This is a genomic window from Ensifer sp. YR511 (assembly GCF_900103045.1).
In the GTDB taxonomy this organism is placed as follows: domain Bacteria; phylum Pseudomonadota; class Alphaproteobacteria; order Rhizobiales; family Rhizobiaceae; genus Ensifer; species Ensifer adhaerens.
In genome coordinates, this window is sequence record NZ_FNGR01000009.1 from 15,864 (window position 1) to 29,296 (window position 13,433).

The window sequence follows — 13,433 nt, forward strand, 5'->3', positions numbered from 1 at the left end:
GACCTCCCAACCGAAATCTCCAACTCTGGAATTGAATACAGTGTCGATGAATTTGTCCCGCCGGTCGCTGCTCGCGGTGATCGCCAGCTCTGTTTTGAGCGCCTGCACGCAGATCCCGAAACCCGAACCGAAACCGAAGCTGATCGAGCCGATCGGCGGTGATGGCGGCTCGCCGGAAAAGGCGGCGGATGCGGCGGGCGTGCCGACGAAGACCTTCGACTATGCCAGGATCTACGCGCCGGTGAAGGACGAAGGCTACGACGTCCCGGGCATCCAGCACACCGAGATCAAGCCGCAGTTCCTGCGCCAGGAAGTGGCCTATGCCACCAACGAGCCGCCCCATTCGATCGTCGTCGATACCCAGACGATGTTCCTCTACTACGTCCTGCCCGGCGGCCGCGCCATCCGTTACGGCGTCGGTCTTGGTGCGGCCGGCCGCGCCTGGAAGGGGCGTGCCGTCGTGCATTGGAAGCGCAAGTGGCCGCGCTGGACGGTGCCCGACGACATGGTCGCACGCCAGCCGCACCTGAAGAAATACGGCATCGATGCCGGCGGCATGGATCCGGGCCTCGACAATCCGCTCGGCGCCCGCGCCATGTATATCTTCCAGGACGGCCAGGATACGCTTTACCGCATCCACGGCTCGCCGCAGTGGCGCTCGATCGGCAAGAACGCGTCGGCGGGCTGCGTGCGGATGCTGCAGCAGGACGCGATCGATCTCTATGATCGCGTCAGAGGCAAGACGCCGCTGCTCGTCCTGTGATGGGCGACAATCTGGCGTAATTTCTGCGCCCTTGCCGGACGGATTGCCTCAAAGTGGCTGCGGAAGCGGCAGCCCGTCCGGCCCCATCAGCATATAGTCGGGCGACCGCTGCACCGGCTGGGAGTCCGGCAATGGTTGCCCATCCGGCAGGGGCTGCGCGTCCTGCATCGGCTGCGATTGCACCATGCCGCCGCCCGAGAGATCGGTGACGACGATCGGCGTGCCGTTCGGCACGCGGTTGTAGAGATCGACGACGTCCTGGTTGATCATGCGCACGCAGCCCGACGACACCGACTTGCCGATCGTCCACCATTCCGGCGAGCCGTGAATGCGGTAGAGCGTGTCTTCGCCGTTCTGGAAGATGTACATGGCGCGGGCGCCGAGCGGGTTCTTGAGGCCGGGATCCATGCCGCCCGCCTCGATGCTGAATTGCTGCAGCTCGGGCTGGCGCGCCACCATCTCGTTCGGCGGCTTCCAGCGGGGCCATTCGCGCTTGTACTGGATGACGCCGCGCCCGGCCCAGGCGAAACCGGCACGCCCGAGGCCGACGCCGTAGCGCATCGCCTGGCCGCCTTCATAGACCCTATAGAGAAAGTGGCTGCCGACGTCGACGACCAGCGTTCCCGGCTTTTCGCCGGTCGGATCGGCGACCATCTGGCGGTAGAAGCGCGGATCGATCTTCTCGTAGGGAATGGCCGGCAGCGGGTAGGGCTCGTTCGGCTTCTCGCCGTACATGTCGGCCAGGAACGTGTTGGTCTCGGGAACCGGTTCCGGCGCATAGGAGCGCGTCACAGTAGGCCGCGGCGAGGCGCAGCCGGCGAGACCAACGGCCGCCAACCCGGCGGAAAGCTGCAGGAAGGCGCGGCGGCGGAACTCTCTTTCGGGCATGTAATCCTCGATCGTCCTCTATTCGCTACCGGCGATGCAACCGACCTTTTAAGTCAATTGTGCGTCGCCAGCCGACGGAACGATCACAGGCCGGCGTAGGGGTCCGCCAGCGCCGCTTCGGGTCGGCTGATAGGGTACTTAGTTCCCGAGATCTTCGCGGCCAGCTTTTCAGCACCGTTTTTCTCAAGAAGCGCCCGGAAGCTCGGATGCATGCCGCCATCGACATAGGCGTTCAGCGGCGCCGACGTCTGGTTGGTCATCATGCCGGCGAGCTTCGCGTCCTCCGATTGCAGTCGTGCCACCAGTCCGGCATCGGGCGTGGAGATCGCCGCCGGGCAGGCGGCAAGCGGGTCGGACGGTTCGCCATCGGCGAAATCGGTGTTGAAGACGTAGCGGCGGCCGCAGGCCGAAACCTTCGGCTGGCGCTTCGTCGCCTCGAAGATGTCGTAACCCTGCTTGATGTTCTTCCAGAAGTCGAAATTCGGGTCGCCGCGGTGCTTGGCCATGTTCTCCGCCGTCATGCGGAAGGGATAGGCCTGAACCTGGAACGTGCCCTGGCCGCCGGCGAGCGCGCGTTGCACCACGGAATAGATTTCGCCGACACCCTGGTCGGTCATGGCGTAGCAGCCGGACGACGAGCAGGCGCCGTGCACCATCAGCGCTTCACCGGTGTAGCCGAGCGCCGATTCCAGCCGGTTCGGGTAGCCGAGGTTAAACGACAGGAAATATTGCGATTTCGGGTTCAGCATGCCGGCGGAGACGTGGTAGAAGCCCTCCGGCGCCTGGCGGTCGCCCGACTTCATCTTCGGGCCGAGCTTTCCCGACCAGCGGCACATGGGATAGGTCTTCAGCAGCGCGTACTGGCCCTGCTTATTCTGTTTCCAGACTTCGAGTTCGCTTTCCTGCTTGAAGATGCGGATCAACACCGGGCTTTCCGGCTTGCTGCCGTTCTTCGCCATGGCGGCGATCAGCTTGGCCGGGATCGGCGGTGGCTCGCGCACGTCGTCGGCGTCGAGCGCCATGCAGCCGGACAGCGCCAGGGCCATCGCGCCGATCGCCAAGGCATGCCGCATCCGTCGCACCTGCGCGAATATCCTGCCGGCCTGAGGTGTCTCGGAAGAAGGGCTCTTGATCGTCTCGCGCCGCATGCGGGCTCCTGGAAATGCTTCCGCCACCAAGCGTCCTTTGTGTGGCGTGTGTGCCGGCCGGTTGCGTTCGACGCAGTTCGGTTCAGCCTCAAGTTCAGCGATTAAGCGGTGACAGCCCTGGCTGCAAGCCTTTGTCCCTGGTGCTCGCGATCAAAAATTCTTGAACGCGCGCTGCCATAGCTGACCGCCGATTGGGTCGATGTTGAGACAAGATGGTGAATTTTTTCTCAACGCGGGCGCCGGAAAAGTCCCGCTGCGTCAGTCCCGCGGCTCACTGCCGGGCGCATAGACGGTCTTCTGCTTGAAGGCAAAGACGTTGCCGCAGCGGCAGCGCACCATGTGCTTGGCGGGGTCGGGAGAGGTGCGTTCAGTCGAGAAGCCCTTGGGCATCACGTCGATGGTAAAGCCGCGATTGCTGCCCTTGCCTTTGTCGTTTTCCGACGCTTCGGCGAAGCCGGCGGCTCCGCATTTGGCGCATTCCAGCTTTCTCGAATACCGATCCCGCGATGCCATGTTCAATCACACTCGATAGCGCTGCCACATCCGGGCGGCGGCGCTTGGTTGCCCGAAACACCGAACTATAGGAGGCCGCCCGTCGTTTCAAGTTTGCCGGTGACGGGTTTTGGCGGCAACGCCTAACGATAGCCGGTTGCGTCGGCCGGCTTGTTCGCCTCCATCACCTCGCGCATGTAGCGCCAGCAATCGGGCCGCGAGCCGTCGAGATCGGAAAACCCGTAGACCTGCGCCAGCCCGCCGCTCGACAGCGACTGGCCGTTCCAGCGGGACTTGTCCGGATCGGCCGCGAGCGCCGCGATGGCGCGGCCGACGAAACGTGGCGTTTCCGAAATGACGAAGTGCGGCTGGTTCTTTGTGGCGTCCTGCCAGTTGTCTTCACCGACCTCGAAATGTTCGAGCATCATCTCCGACCGCATCCAGCCGGGCGTGATCGAAACCGCGGTTGCGCCGTGCGGCGAAAGGTCCTTGGCGTGGGCCCAGGCCATGCGGTTCGCTGAAACCTTGGCAAGGTCGTAGAACGGCGACAGCCGGTAGTTCTCGGCATTGTATTCGGCGGTGCCGTCGGTCACCTCGACCAAGAGGCCGCCGGGCTTCTCGATCATCAGCGGCAGGGCATAGTGGGCGGTGATCAGGTGCGTATCGACGCCGAGATGCAGGAGCTTCAACCCGTTTTCGAGATTGTGCTCCCAGACCGACTTGTTCCACTCGAACAGCAACTCGCCGCCCCAGACGTCATTGACGAGGATGTCGAGCCGTCCCTGTTCGCTGCGGATGCGCTCGACAAGCGCCTGTACCTGCGCCGGCTGCAGATGGTCGACTTGGGCGGGAATGCCCTTGCCGCCGAGGCTGGTGACGATCTCGGCGGTTTCCTCGATCGTTTCGGGACGCCCGTAATCGGATTGCTGTTGCCGCGTGGTGCGGCCGGTTACGTAAACGGTGGCGCCGGCGGCGCCAAGTTCGGTCGCGATGCCGCGTCCGCCGCCGCGCGTCGCGCCAGCGACGAGGGCGACTTTTGCTTCGAGTGTCATGATTCTTCTCCTTCGCGGCCGCTTGCCGGCTGGCGTTTTCCTGCTCGGGTGATATATAAATGATTGTTCGGTTATAAATGAGAGTCAAGATGCCTCGCCCAAAAACCATGCCTGACGAAGAGCTGCTGGCCGCCGCCTTCGCATTGATGCGGGCCGATGGTCCAGATGGCCTGACCTTCGCGGCGCTGGCTGCACGTACGGGCCTTTCGGGCGCCACGCTGGTGCAGCGCTTCGAGAACAAGGCGAAGCTGATCCAGCGGGCGCTCAGCCAGGCCTGGGACGGGCTGGACGGGCAGACAGCGGAGCTGATTGCGAGCGTGCCGCGGACGCCGGAGGGCGCCATCGCGCTGCTCGTCGGCCTCTCGGGCGATTATGGCGGTGTCGACAGCTATGCCGACGACCTCCGGATTCTGCGGGAGGACCTGCGCGATCCGTTGCTCCGTGCCCGCGGCGCAAAGTGGCGCGACGTGCTCTCGGGCGTGCTCGACGAATGCCTCGCCGGCCTTCCCGCTGCGAGCCCGGGGCTCGGTCTGCTGATGGCGTCGCAATGGCAGGGATCCTTGCTCTGGTGGAGCTTCGACCCGCAGGTGCCGGTCACGGCCTTTGTCGAACAGAGCCTGACGCGCTTCGTCGAAGCTTTTGCGAGACGGCCGGCAGGCTGACAACTGCGGCAGTGGCGTGCTCACCGGTCTGTCAAATCGCCGTGAGATGGCCGTGCGGTGGATGACGGCGGCGCAAGCTGGTCTTAGATGCTGATCCATGATCAGATTTGTCGCAGTCCTCGTTGCCCGCATCGCCACTTTGGCACTCGTCGTCTCGACGCTTGTCGCCTTGCCGGTCGCGGCTCAGACGCCATCGCCGATTTCGGCCTTGCTGGACGAACTGGCATCACGGTCAGAGCTTGATCCCCTGAAGACCGTGATCGTCGCCCGCGACGGCAAGATCGTCGCTGAGCGTGGTTACGGCCGCAACCGCGTGACGGACTCGACAAACATCAAGTCGGCGTCGAAATCGATCATCTCGGCGCTGGTCGGCATCGCCATCGACAAGCGGCTGCTCGAAGGTCCGGAGCAGAAGATCGCGCCGATCCTGAAGGCGGACCTGCCGGCCTCGCCTGATCCGCGCATGAACGACATCACCATAGGTCATTTGCTTTCGATGCAGGCCGGACTCGGCCGTCTCTCGGGGCCGAACTATGGGCGATGGGTCGCCAGCCGGAACTGGGTGCGCACGGCGCTTGCCCAGCCCTTCGACGACGATCCGGGTGGTGAGATGCTCTATTCCACCGCCTCGACCCATCTGCTTTCGGCGATCCTGACGAAGGTCAGCGGCAAGTCGACCCTGGCGCTCGCGCGCGCGTGGCTGGGGCCGCTCGAGGGCTTCCGCATCGGGGCCTGGGATCGCGATCCGCAAGGCATCTACCTTGGCGGCAACCAGATGGCGATGAGCCCGCGCTCCCTGCTTGCCTTCGGCGAACTCTATCGCAATGGCGGCCGCACGGCGTCAGGCCAGCAACTGGTGTCGGAAGGGTGGGTCGCGGCCTCCTGGCAGCATCGAACCAATTCGCGCTTCTCCGGCGACGAGTACGGTTACGGCTGGTTCGAGCGCCAGATCGCCGGTGAAGAAGTGCATTTCGCCTGGGGTTATGGCGGCCAGATGCTCTACATCGTGCCGAACCTGGATCTGACGGTGGTGATGACATCGGCCGAAAGTGGGCCGTCGGCCCGCAACGGCTACCGCGACGCGCTGCATCTGGTGCTCGGCGAGATCATCACGAACGTAAAGGCCGATCCGGAAACGGACGGGTGACGCGGCTTCGGCGGCGCTGGCTCGACGCCGCTCCGCGCCAAGCCAGCAACGGCTCCACGACGCCGAGCAGGCATTCGATCGCAGCTTCATTCTTCAGCGCCGCCTCAGACGCTTCGAATTCCGCGAGTTCGATGCCGGCGATCTGCTCTTTCGGGATCGCCGCGAAGATGGCGCGCAAGGTCTGCGGATAGAGGCCATCGCCGATCGCATAGGCGGCCGGCACATGCTTCGGCTCGAGCACGTCCCAATCGACATGGATCCAGACCGGCGCATCGCCGATCAACGAAAGGATGACCTCCGGCGTCGCTTCTGTCGGCGAAAGGATGCACACGCCTGCCTGCCGCAGCAAATCCATCTCCGCGGGGTCGATGTCGCGCGCGCCGACGATGACGACCTTTGCCGGGTTCAGCCCGCTGCCGTGGCCGCTCTCCCAGAGCCCGCAGGCGGCAGCCAGCACCATGCCGCCGAGATAGCCGCTTTCGGTGGTCTGCGGCGTGTTGAAATCGCCATGGGCATCGAACCAGAGCAAGACCGCATCGGCGCGTTCCCGCGCGACGACCGGCAGTGTCGCAAGGCTGGCGGAGCAGGTATTGGCGATGAAAAGTGGTTTGTTGCCCCGCGCAAGTGTTGCGGCAATCGCCGCCTGCAAAGCGGCCAGGGTCTCCCCGGCCTCAGGCAGGCTTGCCGACCAGTCGTCTTCCTTTGCCGGTGACGGGCTGCCGATAACGGTCGGCTGCAGCCCGGTGCGCTTGCTCAGCGCTTCGGCCGTCAAGGCCGCCCCGGGGATAGCGCCGGGAGTTCTGTCGGCGATGCGTCCCTGGGAGATGAGGAGTTCGTAGGGCACGGGTATTCTCCTTGCATTTTCGGCGGGCGATTGCGCCGGCTTTTGGCGCGCCTGCAAAGCCCGCCTGTTCCAGCGTTTTCGGGGGGATCTGTCGGATTGGCTTGAAAGGGAAGCCTCGAGTATTCGATATATCCATGTGGATATATCGATATCGCGCCGCGATCGCAATTTCATCGAGGCGAGCGTTGATGCGATTGCCGTGCACAGGGCGACGCGGGTCGCGGCGATCGCCAATGTCGCTCGGCCGTTTGGCGCGGCGCGGGTGCCGCGGAAATTTCAGAGGTGACAGATGCTTGCCGCAATCTATGTCGCGGCAAGCGATTTCGTTTAAATCGGCAGCTGGTGCACTTAGCCGGCAAAGCCTTCAATGACGATCTTGCCCTTGGCAGCGCCGGTTTCGATGCGGCGATGCGCTTCGCGCAGGTTCGCCGCGTTGATCGGCGACAGCACCTCGGCAAGCGTCGTCTTCAGCCGTCCGGCATCGATCTCGTCGGCGACGAAACTCAGCAGACGATGCTGTTCGATCATGTCGGGCGTCTGGTGCATCGGGCGGGCGAACATGAACTCCCAATGCAGGCTCGCCGCCTTGGTCTTCATGCCGGCCATCGGCATCGGCACGTCGGTGTTGTCGATCGAAACGATGCCGCCTTGCGGCCGGATCAGCTCGACAGCGTCGTCCCAGTGGCGCATGTCGTTGAAGATGGCGATGTGGTCGGCATGGGGAAAGCCGAGCGCGCGGACCTGCGCGACCAGCGGTTCGCGGTGGCTGACCACGTGGTCGGCGCCAAGTTCCTTGACCCAGGCGATGGTTTCCGGCCGCGAGGCGGTGGCGATGACGGTGAGGCCGGCGCGCTTTGCCAGCTGAATGCCGATCGAGCCGACGCCGCCGGCGCCGCCGACGATGAGGATCGACTGGCCGCGGTCGGCGCCGTCCCGGTCGATGCCGAGCCGGTCGAAGAAGGCCTCATAGGCGGTGATCGTCGTCAGCGGCAGGGCGGCCGCTTCCGCAAAGGACAGGCTCTTCGGCTTGCGCCCGACGATGCGCTCATCGACCAGTTGATACTGCTGGTTGGATCCCGATCGAGTCAGGTCGCCGGCGTAGTAGACGGCGTCGCCCGGCTGGAACAGCGTCACATCGGCACCGACGGCCTCGACCACGCCGCTTGCGTCCCAGCCGAGCACGCGCGGCGTTTCCTCGACCTTGTCCTTCGGTGCGCGCATTTTCACGTCGACGGGATTGACCGCGACGGCGCGGACCGCGACCAGCATATCATGCCCTTTGGGCTCCGGCTTCGGGAGCTCGACATCGAGGAAACTCTCCGGGTCGGAAACCGGGAGATAGCGGGTGAGGGCGACAGCTTTCATGAGTTGCTCCTTTGTGGGGTGAAGAGGTGTGATTGCCGCGGTCATGCCACGCGCTCGAGTGCCGGATAGCTAGAGTAGCCTTCGGCGCTGCCGCCGAAAAGCGTGGCCCCGTCGAAGCTTGCGAGCGGCAGCCCGTCTTTCAGTCGGCGCGGCAGGTCCGGATTGGCGATGAACGGGCGGCCGAAGGCGACGATGTCGGCAAGACCGGCGGCAAGGATCGCCTCGGCCTTCTTACGATCATAGCGGCCGGCGACGATGATGCGGCCGGAATAGGTGGCGCGCAGCTCGCGGCGGAAGTCGTCGGGGATGACGGGCGCATCGTCCCAGTCGGCTTCCACCAGATGGATATAGGCAAGGCCGATGCGGTCGATTTCGCCCGCGGCCTTCAGGATCGTCGGGATGATCTCGTCGTCCTTCATGTTGCGCTGGGTGATATAGGGCGACAGCCGGATGCCGACCCGGGAGGCGCCGATCTCGCCGGCGACCGCCTCGGCGACCTCGACCAGGAAGCGGATGCGGTTCTCGGCCGGGCCGCCATAGCGGTCGTCGCGCCGGTTGGACGAGCGGCGCAGGAACTGGTCGATCAGGTAGCCGTTGGCGCCATGGATCTCGACGCCGTCAAAGCCGGCTTCGATGGCGTTGGCCGCCGCCTGGCGGAAATCTTCGACGATGCCGGCGATCTCGCTCAGCTCCAAGGCGCGCGGCAAGGGGCTGTCGACCATCGCGCCGATGCCGGTTTCTGGATCGGCCACCCAGACCTTTGCGTCCGGCGAAATCGCAGACGGTGCGACCGGGCGTCCGCCGTCGTGGAAACTCTCATGGCTCATGCGGCCGACATGCCAGAGTTGCAGCATGATGCGGCCTCCGGCCCGGTGTACGGCGTCGGTGATGAGCCGCCAGCCGGCGATCTGCGCGGGAGAGTGGATGCCGGGTGTAAACGAGTAGCCCTGGCCCTGCGCCGAGATCTGGGTGGCCTCGGTGACGATGAGGCCGGCCGAGGCGCGCTGGGCATAGTACTCGGCCATCAGGGCGTTGGGCACGTTGCCCGGCTGGCTGCTTCGCGCCCGCGTCATCGGCGCAAGCGCGACACGGTTGGGTAGGGTCAAGGACCCGAGCGGGATCGGAGAAAAGAGCGATGGCATGGTGAGATCCTTTGTGAGGGGCAGTCGCATAGCGGCAGGGCCAAGCACGGGGAGGCACGTCAGTTGATCAGTGCGCCGCCTTCGATGTCGATGACCGAGCCGGTGACGAAGGGATTGTCGATGGCGAAGAGATAGCCGCTGGCGATATCTTCCGGTTGCCCGGCGCGGCTGGCAGGCAGTGTTGCAGCGGCGCGATCGAACATCGCGTCGCGCGCCTCGCCGGCCATGCCGGCATAGGCTTCCGTTCGCGTCAGGCCGGGGCTGACGACATTCACCCGCAGCGGTGCCAATTCCTTGGCCAGCACCTTGGCGGTTGCTTCGAGTGCCGCGTTCATCGCCGTCTTGACGAAGGTGCCCGGCACCGTTCGGCGGGCGAGAAAACCCGAGGTGAAGGTGATCGTACCGCCGGGCCGAATGCTCTTGGCCGCCTCGCGGGCAAGCAGGATCGAGCCCCAGTACTTGACGTCGAAGGCGGCCTTGGCTGCTTCGAGGTCGATATCGACGACGGTGCCGCCCGGCGCCGAGGAGCCAGCCGTGACGATCAGGTGATCGAACGGACCGAGCTGTTGGAAATAGGCGACCACTGCCGCGGCATCGGCAAGATCGAGACCGGTGGCGCGGCTGGCGATCTCTACCCGACCCGGGCGCTCGGCAAGCGCCTTGGCGACGGCGGCGCCGATACCGCTGGTGCCGCCGATGACGACGGAGACGGTGGTGTCAGTGAAAGTCATGGTCATTCTCCGGACGAAGAGTGGGAAAGGGTTCGGAAAAGACGGCTTCGAGCAGCGGTCCGCCGGGCGCGCGCAGGAACAGCCGCCGCTCGCCGATGTCGGCAAGGTCCATGGTCGAATAGGGAATGGCGAGCCGGTCGAGCTTGGCGCGGAAGGCGGCGTAGCCTTCGAACCGGAAGCCGACATGATCGATCGCTTCGGCCGCACGCTCGAAGCCCACGCCACGGCTGCCGATGAGGTGGACGATCGGCCTGCCTCCGGCATAGAGCCAGCAGCCGGGGATTCGGCGGATAGCTGCCGGACGCTCGCCGACGGTCAGGTCGAAGACCGTCTCGAAGAACGCGCGTGTGGCGTCGATATCGGTGGTGCGGATGGTGACGTGGTCGATGTGCATCACGCGTCTCCTTTCGCCAGCAAATTTAGCGCTTGCGGCGCATCCGGATAATTGGCTTATTTCTAAAATTATATTTCGGAGAAAGCGAAAGATGCTGCTCGACAATCTGGCTCTGTTTCTTCTGATCGTCGAAAAGGGCGGGCTTTCCGCCGCCGGCCGCGAGAAGGGGTTGTCGCCAGCCTCCGTCTCCGAGCGGCTGGCAGCTCTCGAGGCCCACTATGGCGCTGCACTTCTGAAACGCACGACGCGGGCGATCAGTCTGACGGAGGAGGGCCGCCTACTGGTGGACGGCGCCCGCCGGCTGCTGGCGGAGGCCGACGAACTGGAGAGCGGCATCCGGTCGGGCACGCGCACGATCTCGGGGCCGATCCGGCTGAGCGCGCCTGAGGATATGGGGCGGCGCTACATCGTACCGATCCTCGATCGCTTTCTCGCGGAGCACCCCGATGTGACGGTCGATCTCAATCTCACCGACGGTTACCTCGACCTGGTCGGCCAGGGCATGGATTTCGCGATCCGGCACGGCGTGCTTGCCGACAGCACGCTGAGGTCTCGGTCGCTCGGGGAGAACCGGCGCGTCGTCTGTGCGGCGCCGTCCTATCTCGAAGCTATGGGCCGGCCGGAGCATCCCGACGATCTCTCCCGCCACGACTGCATCGTCATGCGCTTCGGCGCCAATCTCGACCGCGAATGGGCCTTTCAGGTGGATGGCAAGCCGCACAAGGTCATGGTGCGCGGGCGTCGCGTCGCCAATGACGGCGGACTGGTGGGGGCGTGGTGCAGGGCGGGGCACGGCATCGCCCTGAAGTCGGTGTGGGACATCGCCGAGGACCTGGCCTCCGGCGCGCTGGTCGAGCTTCTCAAGGATTTTGCGGTCGGCGAAACCGGATTGCAGATCGTCTATCCGCCGGCGAGCGTCCAGCCACGCCGGGTGCGGCTGTTGATCGAGCGGATCGCTTCGGAACTCGGTTCGATCGAGACTGTCCTGACGCGCATTGGAGACGCATAGGGCCGGCGCCACGTCCGCCCGTGGCCGCTGCCGACGTGGCGGTCGTGCAACAGTATCGCCCCCCGTTTTCCTATGCGGCATGCCAGCGCATTGCGGTCGCGCGTGGCTTCACTTATAAAACATGAGTAACGCATTCAACATAAGCGGGGGCGCACGGCGCCACCGCTGGTTCCGGCGGCGGCCGCGCGGCTCCCGCGATGGAGAGGCAGATTGATGACCGATGCGATGGTGCAGGGGCTCCACGAACGGGAAGAGGGCAGGATACGCCGTTTCTTCAGCCGCCGCCTCAGAAGTCGCGAGGATGCCGTCGACGCCACGCAGGAAACGTTCATGCGCATGCTGGAGGCATCGCGCTCGACGCTGATCGAGAACCCGCAAGCCTATCTGTTCCAGGTCGCGCGCTCCGTCGCGCGGGTCGCCGCCGAGCGCACCGCGCGCGAGCAGGCGCTGTTCGTTGCCGACGAGGACGGCATGGAGCATGCCGAAGACAGGCCGATCCAGGATCGCATCGTCAACGCCCGCCAGTGCCTTTTGATCATGGCGCGCACCATCGAGGGGCTTCCGAACCGTTGCCAGCAGGTCTTCATCCTCAGCCGCCTGCACGGCCTCAGCAACGGCGCGATTGCCGAGCAGCTCGGCATATCGAGAAACATGGTCGAAAAGCACATCATCCGGGCGCTGCTCGAATGCCGGAAAATGCGCGCCGAAATTATTTTCTGAGCCGACATCAGGCAAAACCATCCATTCAACTCTAAGATGATGGGAGCGATTCTTTGGGACCGCCCGAAGGCATTTTCAGTTCGACCGGAAGACAGGAATGAGTGGCGATCGCCAGACAATCGATGACAGCGTTCTGCAAGCGGCTGCCGGCTGGGTTGCGCGACTGCAGTCCGAGGATGCGACCGTTATCGACCGCCAGGCATTCGAGCGCTGGCTCGACGAGCATCCGGATCATCGGGCGGCCTACGAAGAACTGCGGGCATTATGGAGCGATCTCGGCGAGGTACCGATCCCCGAAGGGCGGCTCGGGCAGTTGCGCGCACAGCGCCGCCGCCGCGTCGGTGGCTTTGTCGGGCTCTGTCTTGCCGCAGGCGTCGCGATCCTGTCGCTGGCGACGCCCTATGGCGCCCGTTGGCGCGCCGACTACTACACCGGTGTCGGCGAGGTCAGGCGCATCGCGCTGGAGGACGGGACGCAGGTGGATCTCAACACCGACACGGCGCTCGTCGTCCGATATGATCAGGGGCAAAGAAAGGTGCGGCTGCTGCGCGGCGAGGCGTTCTTTGCCGTCGCAAAAAATCCGCAGAGGCCCTTCGTGGTCGAAGACGGTTCGATCAGCGCGACGGCGCTCGGAACCCGCTACTCGGTTGGCGCGACGGGGGCGGACCGAGCGGCCGACGTTAAGGTGGAGGAGGGCCGTGTCGAAGTCGAGGCGGCCGGGCAGAAAGCCATCCTCGGCGCCGGCGAAGCGGCAACGATCGACCGGCAGGGTCGCCTGTTCCTGACGAAGACGGATGTTGCCGCCGGGACGGCCTGGCGCGACGGAAAGCTTGTCTTCTCCCGTCGGCCGCTCCGTGAGGTCCTTTCGACGCTCGAGCGCTACCGCCGCGGCCGGATCCTGCTCATCGACGAAAAGGCCGGCGCGCTCGAAGTGTCGGGCATCTTCGATCTGCACGATACCGACGACGCACTGAGCGTTCTCGAAGCCAGTCTGCCGCTCCGTGTCTTGCGGCTCTCGGGCCTCATGGTCCTCGTCCAGTCGCGTTAGGTTGACGCCGGCGGCAAGGCGGTTTCAC

15 protein-coding genes are annotated in these 13,433 nt (G+C 64.9%); 6 read left to right on the forward strand and 9 right to left on the reverse strand.

Translation table 11 applies throughout. The features are described 5' to 3' along the window. The first annotated feature begins 46 nt into the window (after positions 1–46). The gene (locus BLU15_RS17250; RefSeq protein WP_060530387.1) at positions 47–763 is read left to right on the forward strand and encodes a L,D-transpeptidase; all 717 of its coding nucleotides are present in this window, start codon (positions 47–49) and stop codon (positions 761–763) included. A gap of 48 nt (positions 764–811) precedes the next feature. Here BLU15_RS17250 and BLU15_RS17255 read toward each other — a convergent pair whose 3' ends face one another. From BLU15_RS17255 to BLU15_RS17270, 4 genes are all read right to left on the reverse strand, one after another. Further along, entirely contained in the window at positions 812–1,651 is an 840-nt protein-coding gene (locus BLU15_RS17255; RefSeq protein WP_082566580.1) for a L,D-transpeptidase, read from the reverse strand. Positions 1,652–1,734: 83 nt separating this feature from the next. Continuing rightward, positions 1,735–2,724 carry a L,D-transpeptidase family protein gene (locus BLU15_RS17260; protein WP_060530479.1) on the reverse strand — a complete coding sequence of 330 codons (990 nt, stop codon included), beginning with the start codon at positions 2,722–2,724 and terminating at the stop codon, positions 1,735–1,737. Positions 2,725–3,057: 333 nt separating this feature from the next. Next, positions 3,058–3,312 carry a hypothetical protein gene (locus tag BLU15_RS17265; protein ID WP_034805462.1) on the reverse strand — a complete coding sequence of 85 codons (255 nt, stop codon included), beginning with the start codon at positions 3,310–3,312 and terminating at the stop codon, positions 3,058–3,060. 122 nt (positions 3,313–3,434) lie between these two features. Then, positions 3,435–4,343, reverse strand: coding sequence for an SDR family oxidoreductase (locus BLU15_RS17270; RefSeq protein ID WP_060530388.1), 909 nt, complete (start codon positions 4,341–4,343; stop codon positions 3,435–3,437). 89 nt (positions 4,344–4,432) lie between these two features. Here BLU15_RS17270 and BLU15_RS17275 point away from each other — a divergent pair, with 89 nt between their 5' ends. Then, a complete protein-coding gene (locus BLU15_RS17275; RefSeq protein ID WP_090296712.1) occupies positions 4,433–5,005 on the forward strand; it encodes a TetR/AcrR family transcriptional regulator in 573 nt (190 codons plus the stop codon). Positions 5,006–5,102: 97 nt separating this feature from the next. Continuing rightward, positions 5,103–6,152 carry a serine hydrolase domain-containing protein gene (locus BLU15_RS17280; protein ID WP_090296719.1) on the forward strand — a complete coding sequence of 350 codons (1,050 nt, stop codon included), beginning with the start codon at positions 5,103–5,105 and terminating at the stop codon, positions 6,150–6,152. Here BLU15_RS17280 and BLU15_RS17285 read toward each other — a convergent pair. From BLU15_RS17285 to BLU15_RS17305, 5 genes are all read right to left on the reverse strand, one after another. After that, positions 6,115–6,996 (reverse strand): arginase family protein, encoded by an 882-nt coding sequence (locus tag BLU15_RS17285; RefSeq protein WP_063894886.1) that lies wholly within the window; start codon positions 6,994–6,996, stop codon positions 6,115–6,117. The genes BLU15_RS17280 and BLU15_RS17285 overlap by 38 nt on opposite strands. A gap of 348 nt (positions 6,997–7,344) precedes the next feature. Further along, the gene (locus BLU15_RS17290) at positions 7,345–8,361 is read right to left on the reverse strand and encodes a zinc-binding alcohol dehydrogenase family protein (protein ID WP_090296730.1); all 1,017 of its coding nucleotides are present in this window, start codon (positions 8,359–8,361) and stop codon (positions 7,345–7,347) included. Between the two features lie 41 nt (positions 8,362–8,402). Then, positions 8,403–9,503: an alkene reductase gene (locus BLU15_RS17295; RefSeq protein ID WP_090296732.1), complete on the reverse strand. Its 1,101-nt coding sequence runs from the start codon at positions 9,501–9,503 to the stop codon at positions 8,403–8,405. Positions 9,504–9,562: 59 nt separating this feature from the next. Next, a complete protein-coding gene (locus BLU15_RS17300) occupies positions 9,563–10,234 on the reverse strand; it encodes an SDR family oxidoreductase (protein ID WP_090296734.1) in 672 nt (223 codons plus the stop codon). Next, positions 10,221–10,628, reverse strand: coding sequence for a VOC family protein (locus BLU15_RS17305; protein WP_090296736.1), 408 nt, complete (start codon positions 10,626–10,628; stop codon positions 10,221–10,223). The genes BLU15_RS17300 and BLU15_RS17305 overlap by 14 nt, the downstream gene beginning before the upstream one ends. Before the next feature lie 91 nt (positions 10,629–10,719). Here BLU15_RS17305 and BLU15_RS17310 point away from each other — a divergent pair, with 91 nt between their 5' ends. The 3 genes from BLU15_RS17310 (at position 10,720) to BLU15_RS17320 (ending at position 13,405) form a co-directional block, all read left to right on the forward strand. Continuing rightward, positions 10,720–11,637 carry a LysR family transcriptional regulator gene (locus tag BLU15_RS17310; RefSeq protein WP_060601783.1) on the forward strand — a complete coding sequence of 306 codons (918 nt, stop codon included), beginning with the start codon at positions 10,720–10,722 and terminating at the stop codon, positions 11,635–11,637. Positions 11,638–11,850: 213 nt separating this feature from the next. Further along, positions 11,851–12,357 (forward strand): sigma-70 family RNA polymerase sigma factor, encoded by a 507-nt coding sequence (locus tag BLU15_RS17315; protein WP_089042863.1) that lies wholly within the window; start codon positions 11,851–11,853, stop codon positions 12,355–12,357. Positions 12,358–12,454: 97 nt separating this feature from the next. Continuing rightward, entirely contained in the window at positions 12,455–13,405 is a 951-nt protein-coding gene (locus BLU15_RS17320; protein WP_090296739.1) for a FecR family protein, read from the forward strand. The last annotated feature ends 28 nt before the right edge of the window (positions 13,406–13,433 follow it).

Bases quoted from the DNA above. Each gene is read 5' to 3' on its own strand.
- BLU15_RS17250 (WP_060530387.1), top strand. From the start codon at position 47: ATGAATTTGTCCCGCCGGTCGCTGCTCGCGGTGATCGCCAGCTCTGTT.
- BLU15_RS17255 (WP_082566580.1), bottom strand. From the start codon at position 1,651: ATGCCCGAAAGAGAGTTCCGCCGCCGCGCCTTCCTGCAGCTTTCCGCC.
- BLU15_RS17260 (WP_060530479.1), bottom strand. From the start codon at position 2,724: ATGCGGCATGCCTTGGCGATCGGCGCGATGGCCCTGGCGCTGTCCGGC.
- BLU15_RS17265 (WP_034805462.1), bottom strand. From the start codon at position 3,312: ATGGCATCGCGGGATCGGTATTCGAGAAAGCTGGAATGCGCCAAATGC.
- BLU15_RS17270 (WP_060530388.1), bottom strand. From the start codon at position 4,343: ATGACACTCGAAGCAAAAGTCGCCCTCGTCGCTGGCGCGACGCGCGGC.
- BLU15_RS17275 (WP_090296712.1), top strand. From the start codon at position 4,433: ATGCCTCGCCCAAAAACCATGCCTGACGAAGAGCTGCTGGCCGCCGCC.
- BLU15_RS17280 (WP_090296719.1), top strand. From the start codon at position 5,103: ATGATCAGATTTGTCGCAGTCCTCGTTGCCCGCATCGCCACTTTGGCA.
- BLU15_RS17290 (WP_090296730.1), bottom strand. From the start codon at position 8,361: ATGAAAGCTGTCGCCCTCACCCGCTATCTCCCGGTTTCCGACCCGGAG.
- BLU15_RS17295 (WP_090296732.1), bottom strand. From the start codon at position 9,503: ATGCCATCGCTCTTTTCTCCGATCCCGCTCGGGTCCTTGACCCTACCC.
- BLU15_RS17300 (WP_090296734.1), bottom strand. From the start codon at position 10,234: ATGACTTTCACTGACACCACCGTCTCCGTCGTCATCGGCGGCACCAGC.
- BLU15_RS17305 (WP_090296736.1), bottom strand. From the start codon at position 10,628: ATGCACATCGACCACGTCACCATCCGCACCACCGATATCGACGCCACA.
- BLU15_RS17310 (WP_060601783.1), top strand. From the start codon at position 10,720: ATGCTGCTCGACAATCTGGCTCTGTTTCTTCTGATCGTCGAAAAGGGC.
- BLU15_RS17315 (WP_089042863.1), top strand. From the start codon at position 11,851: ATGACCGATGCGATGGTGCAGGGGCTCCACGAACGGGAAGAGGGCAGG.
- BLU15_RS17320 (WP_090296739.1), top strand. From the start codon at position 12,455: ATGAGTGGCGATCGCCAGACAATCGATGACAGCGTTCTGCAAGCGGCT.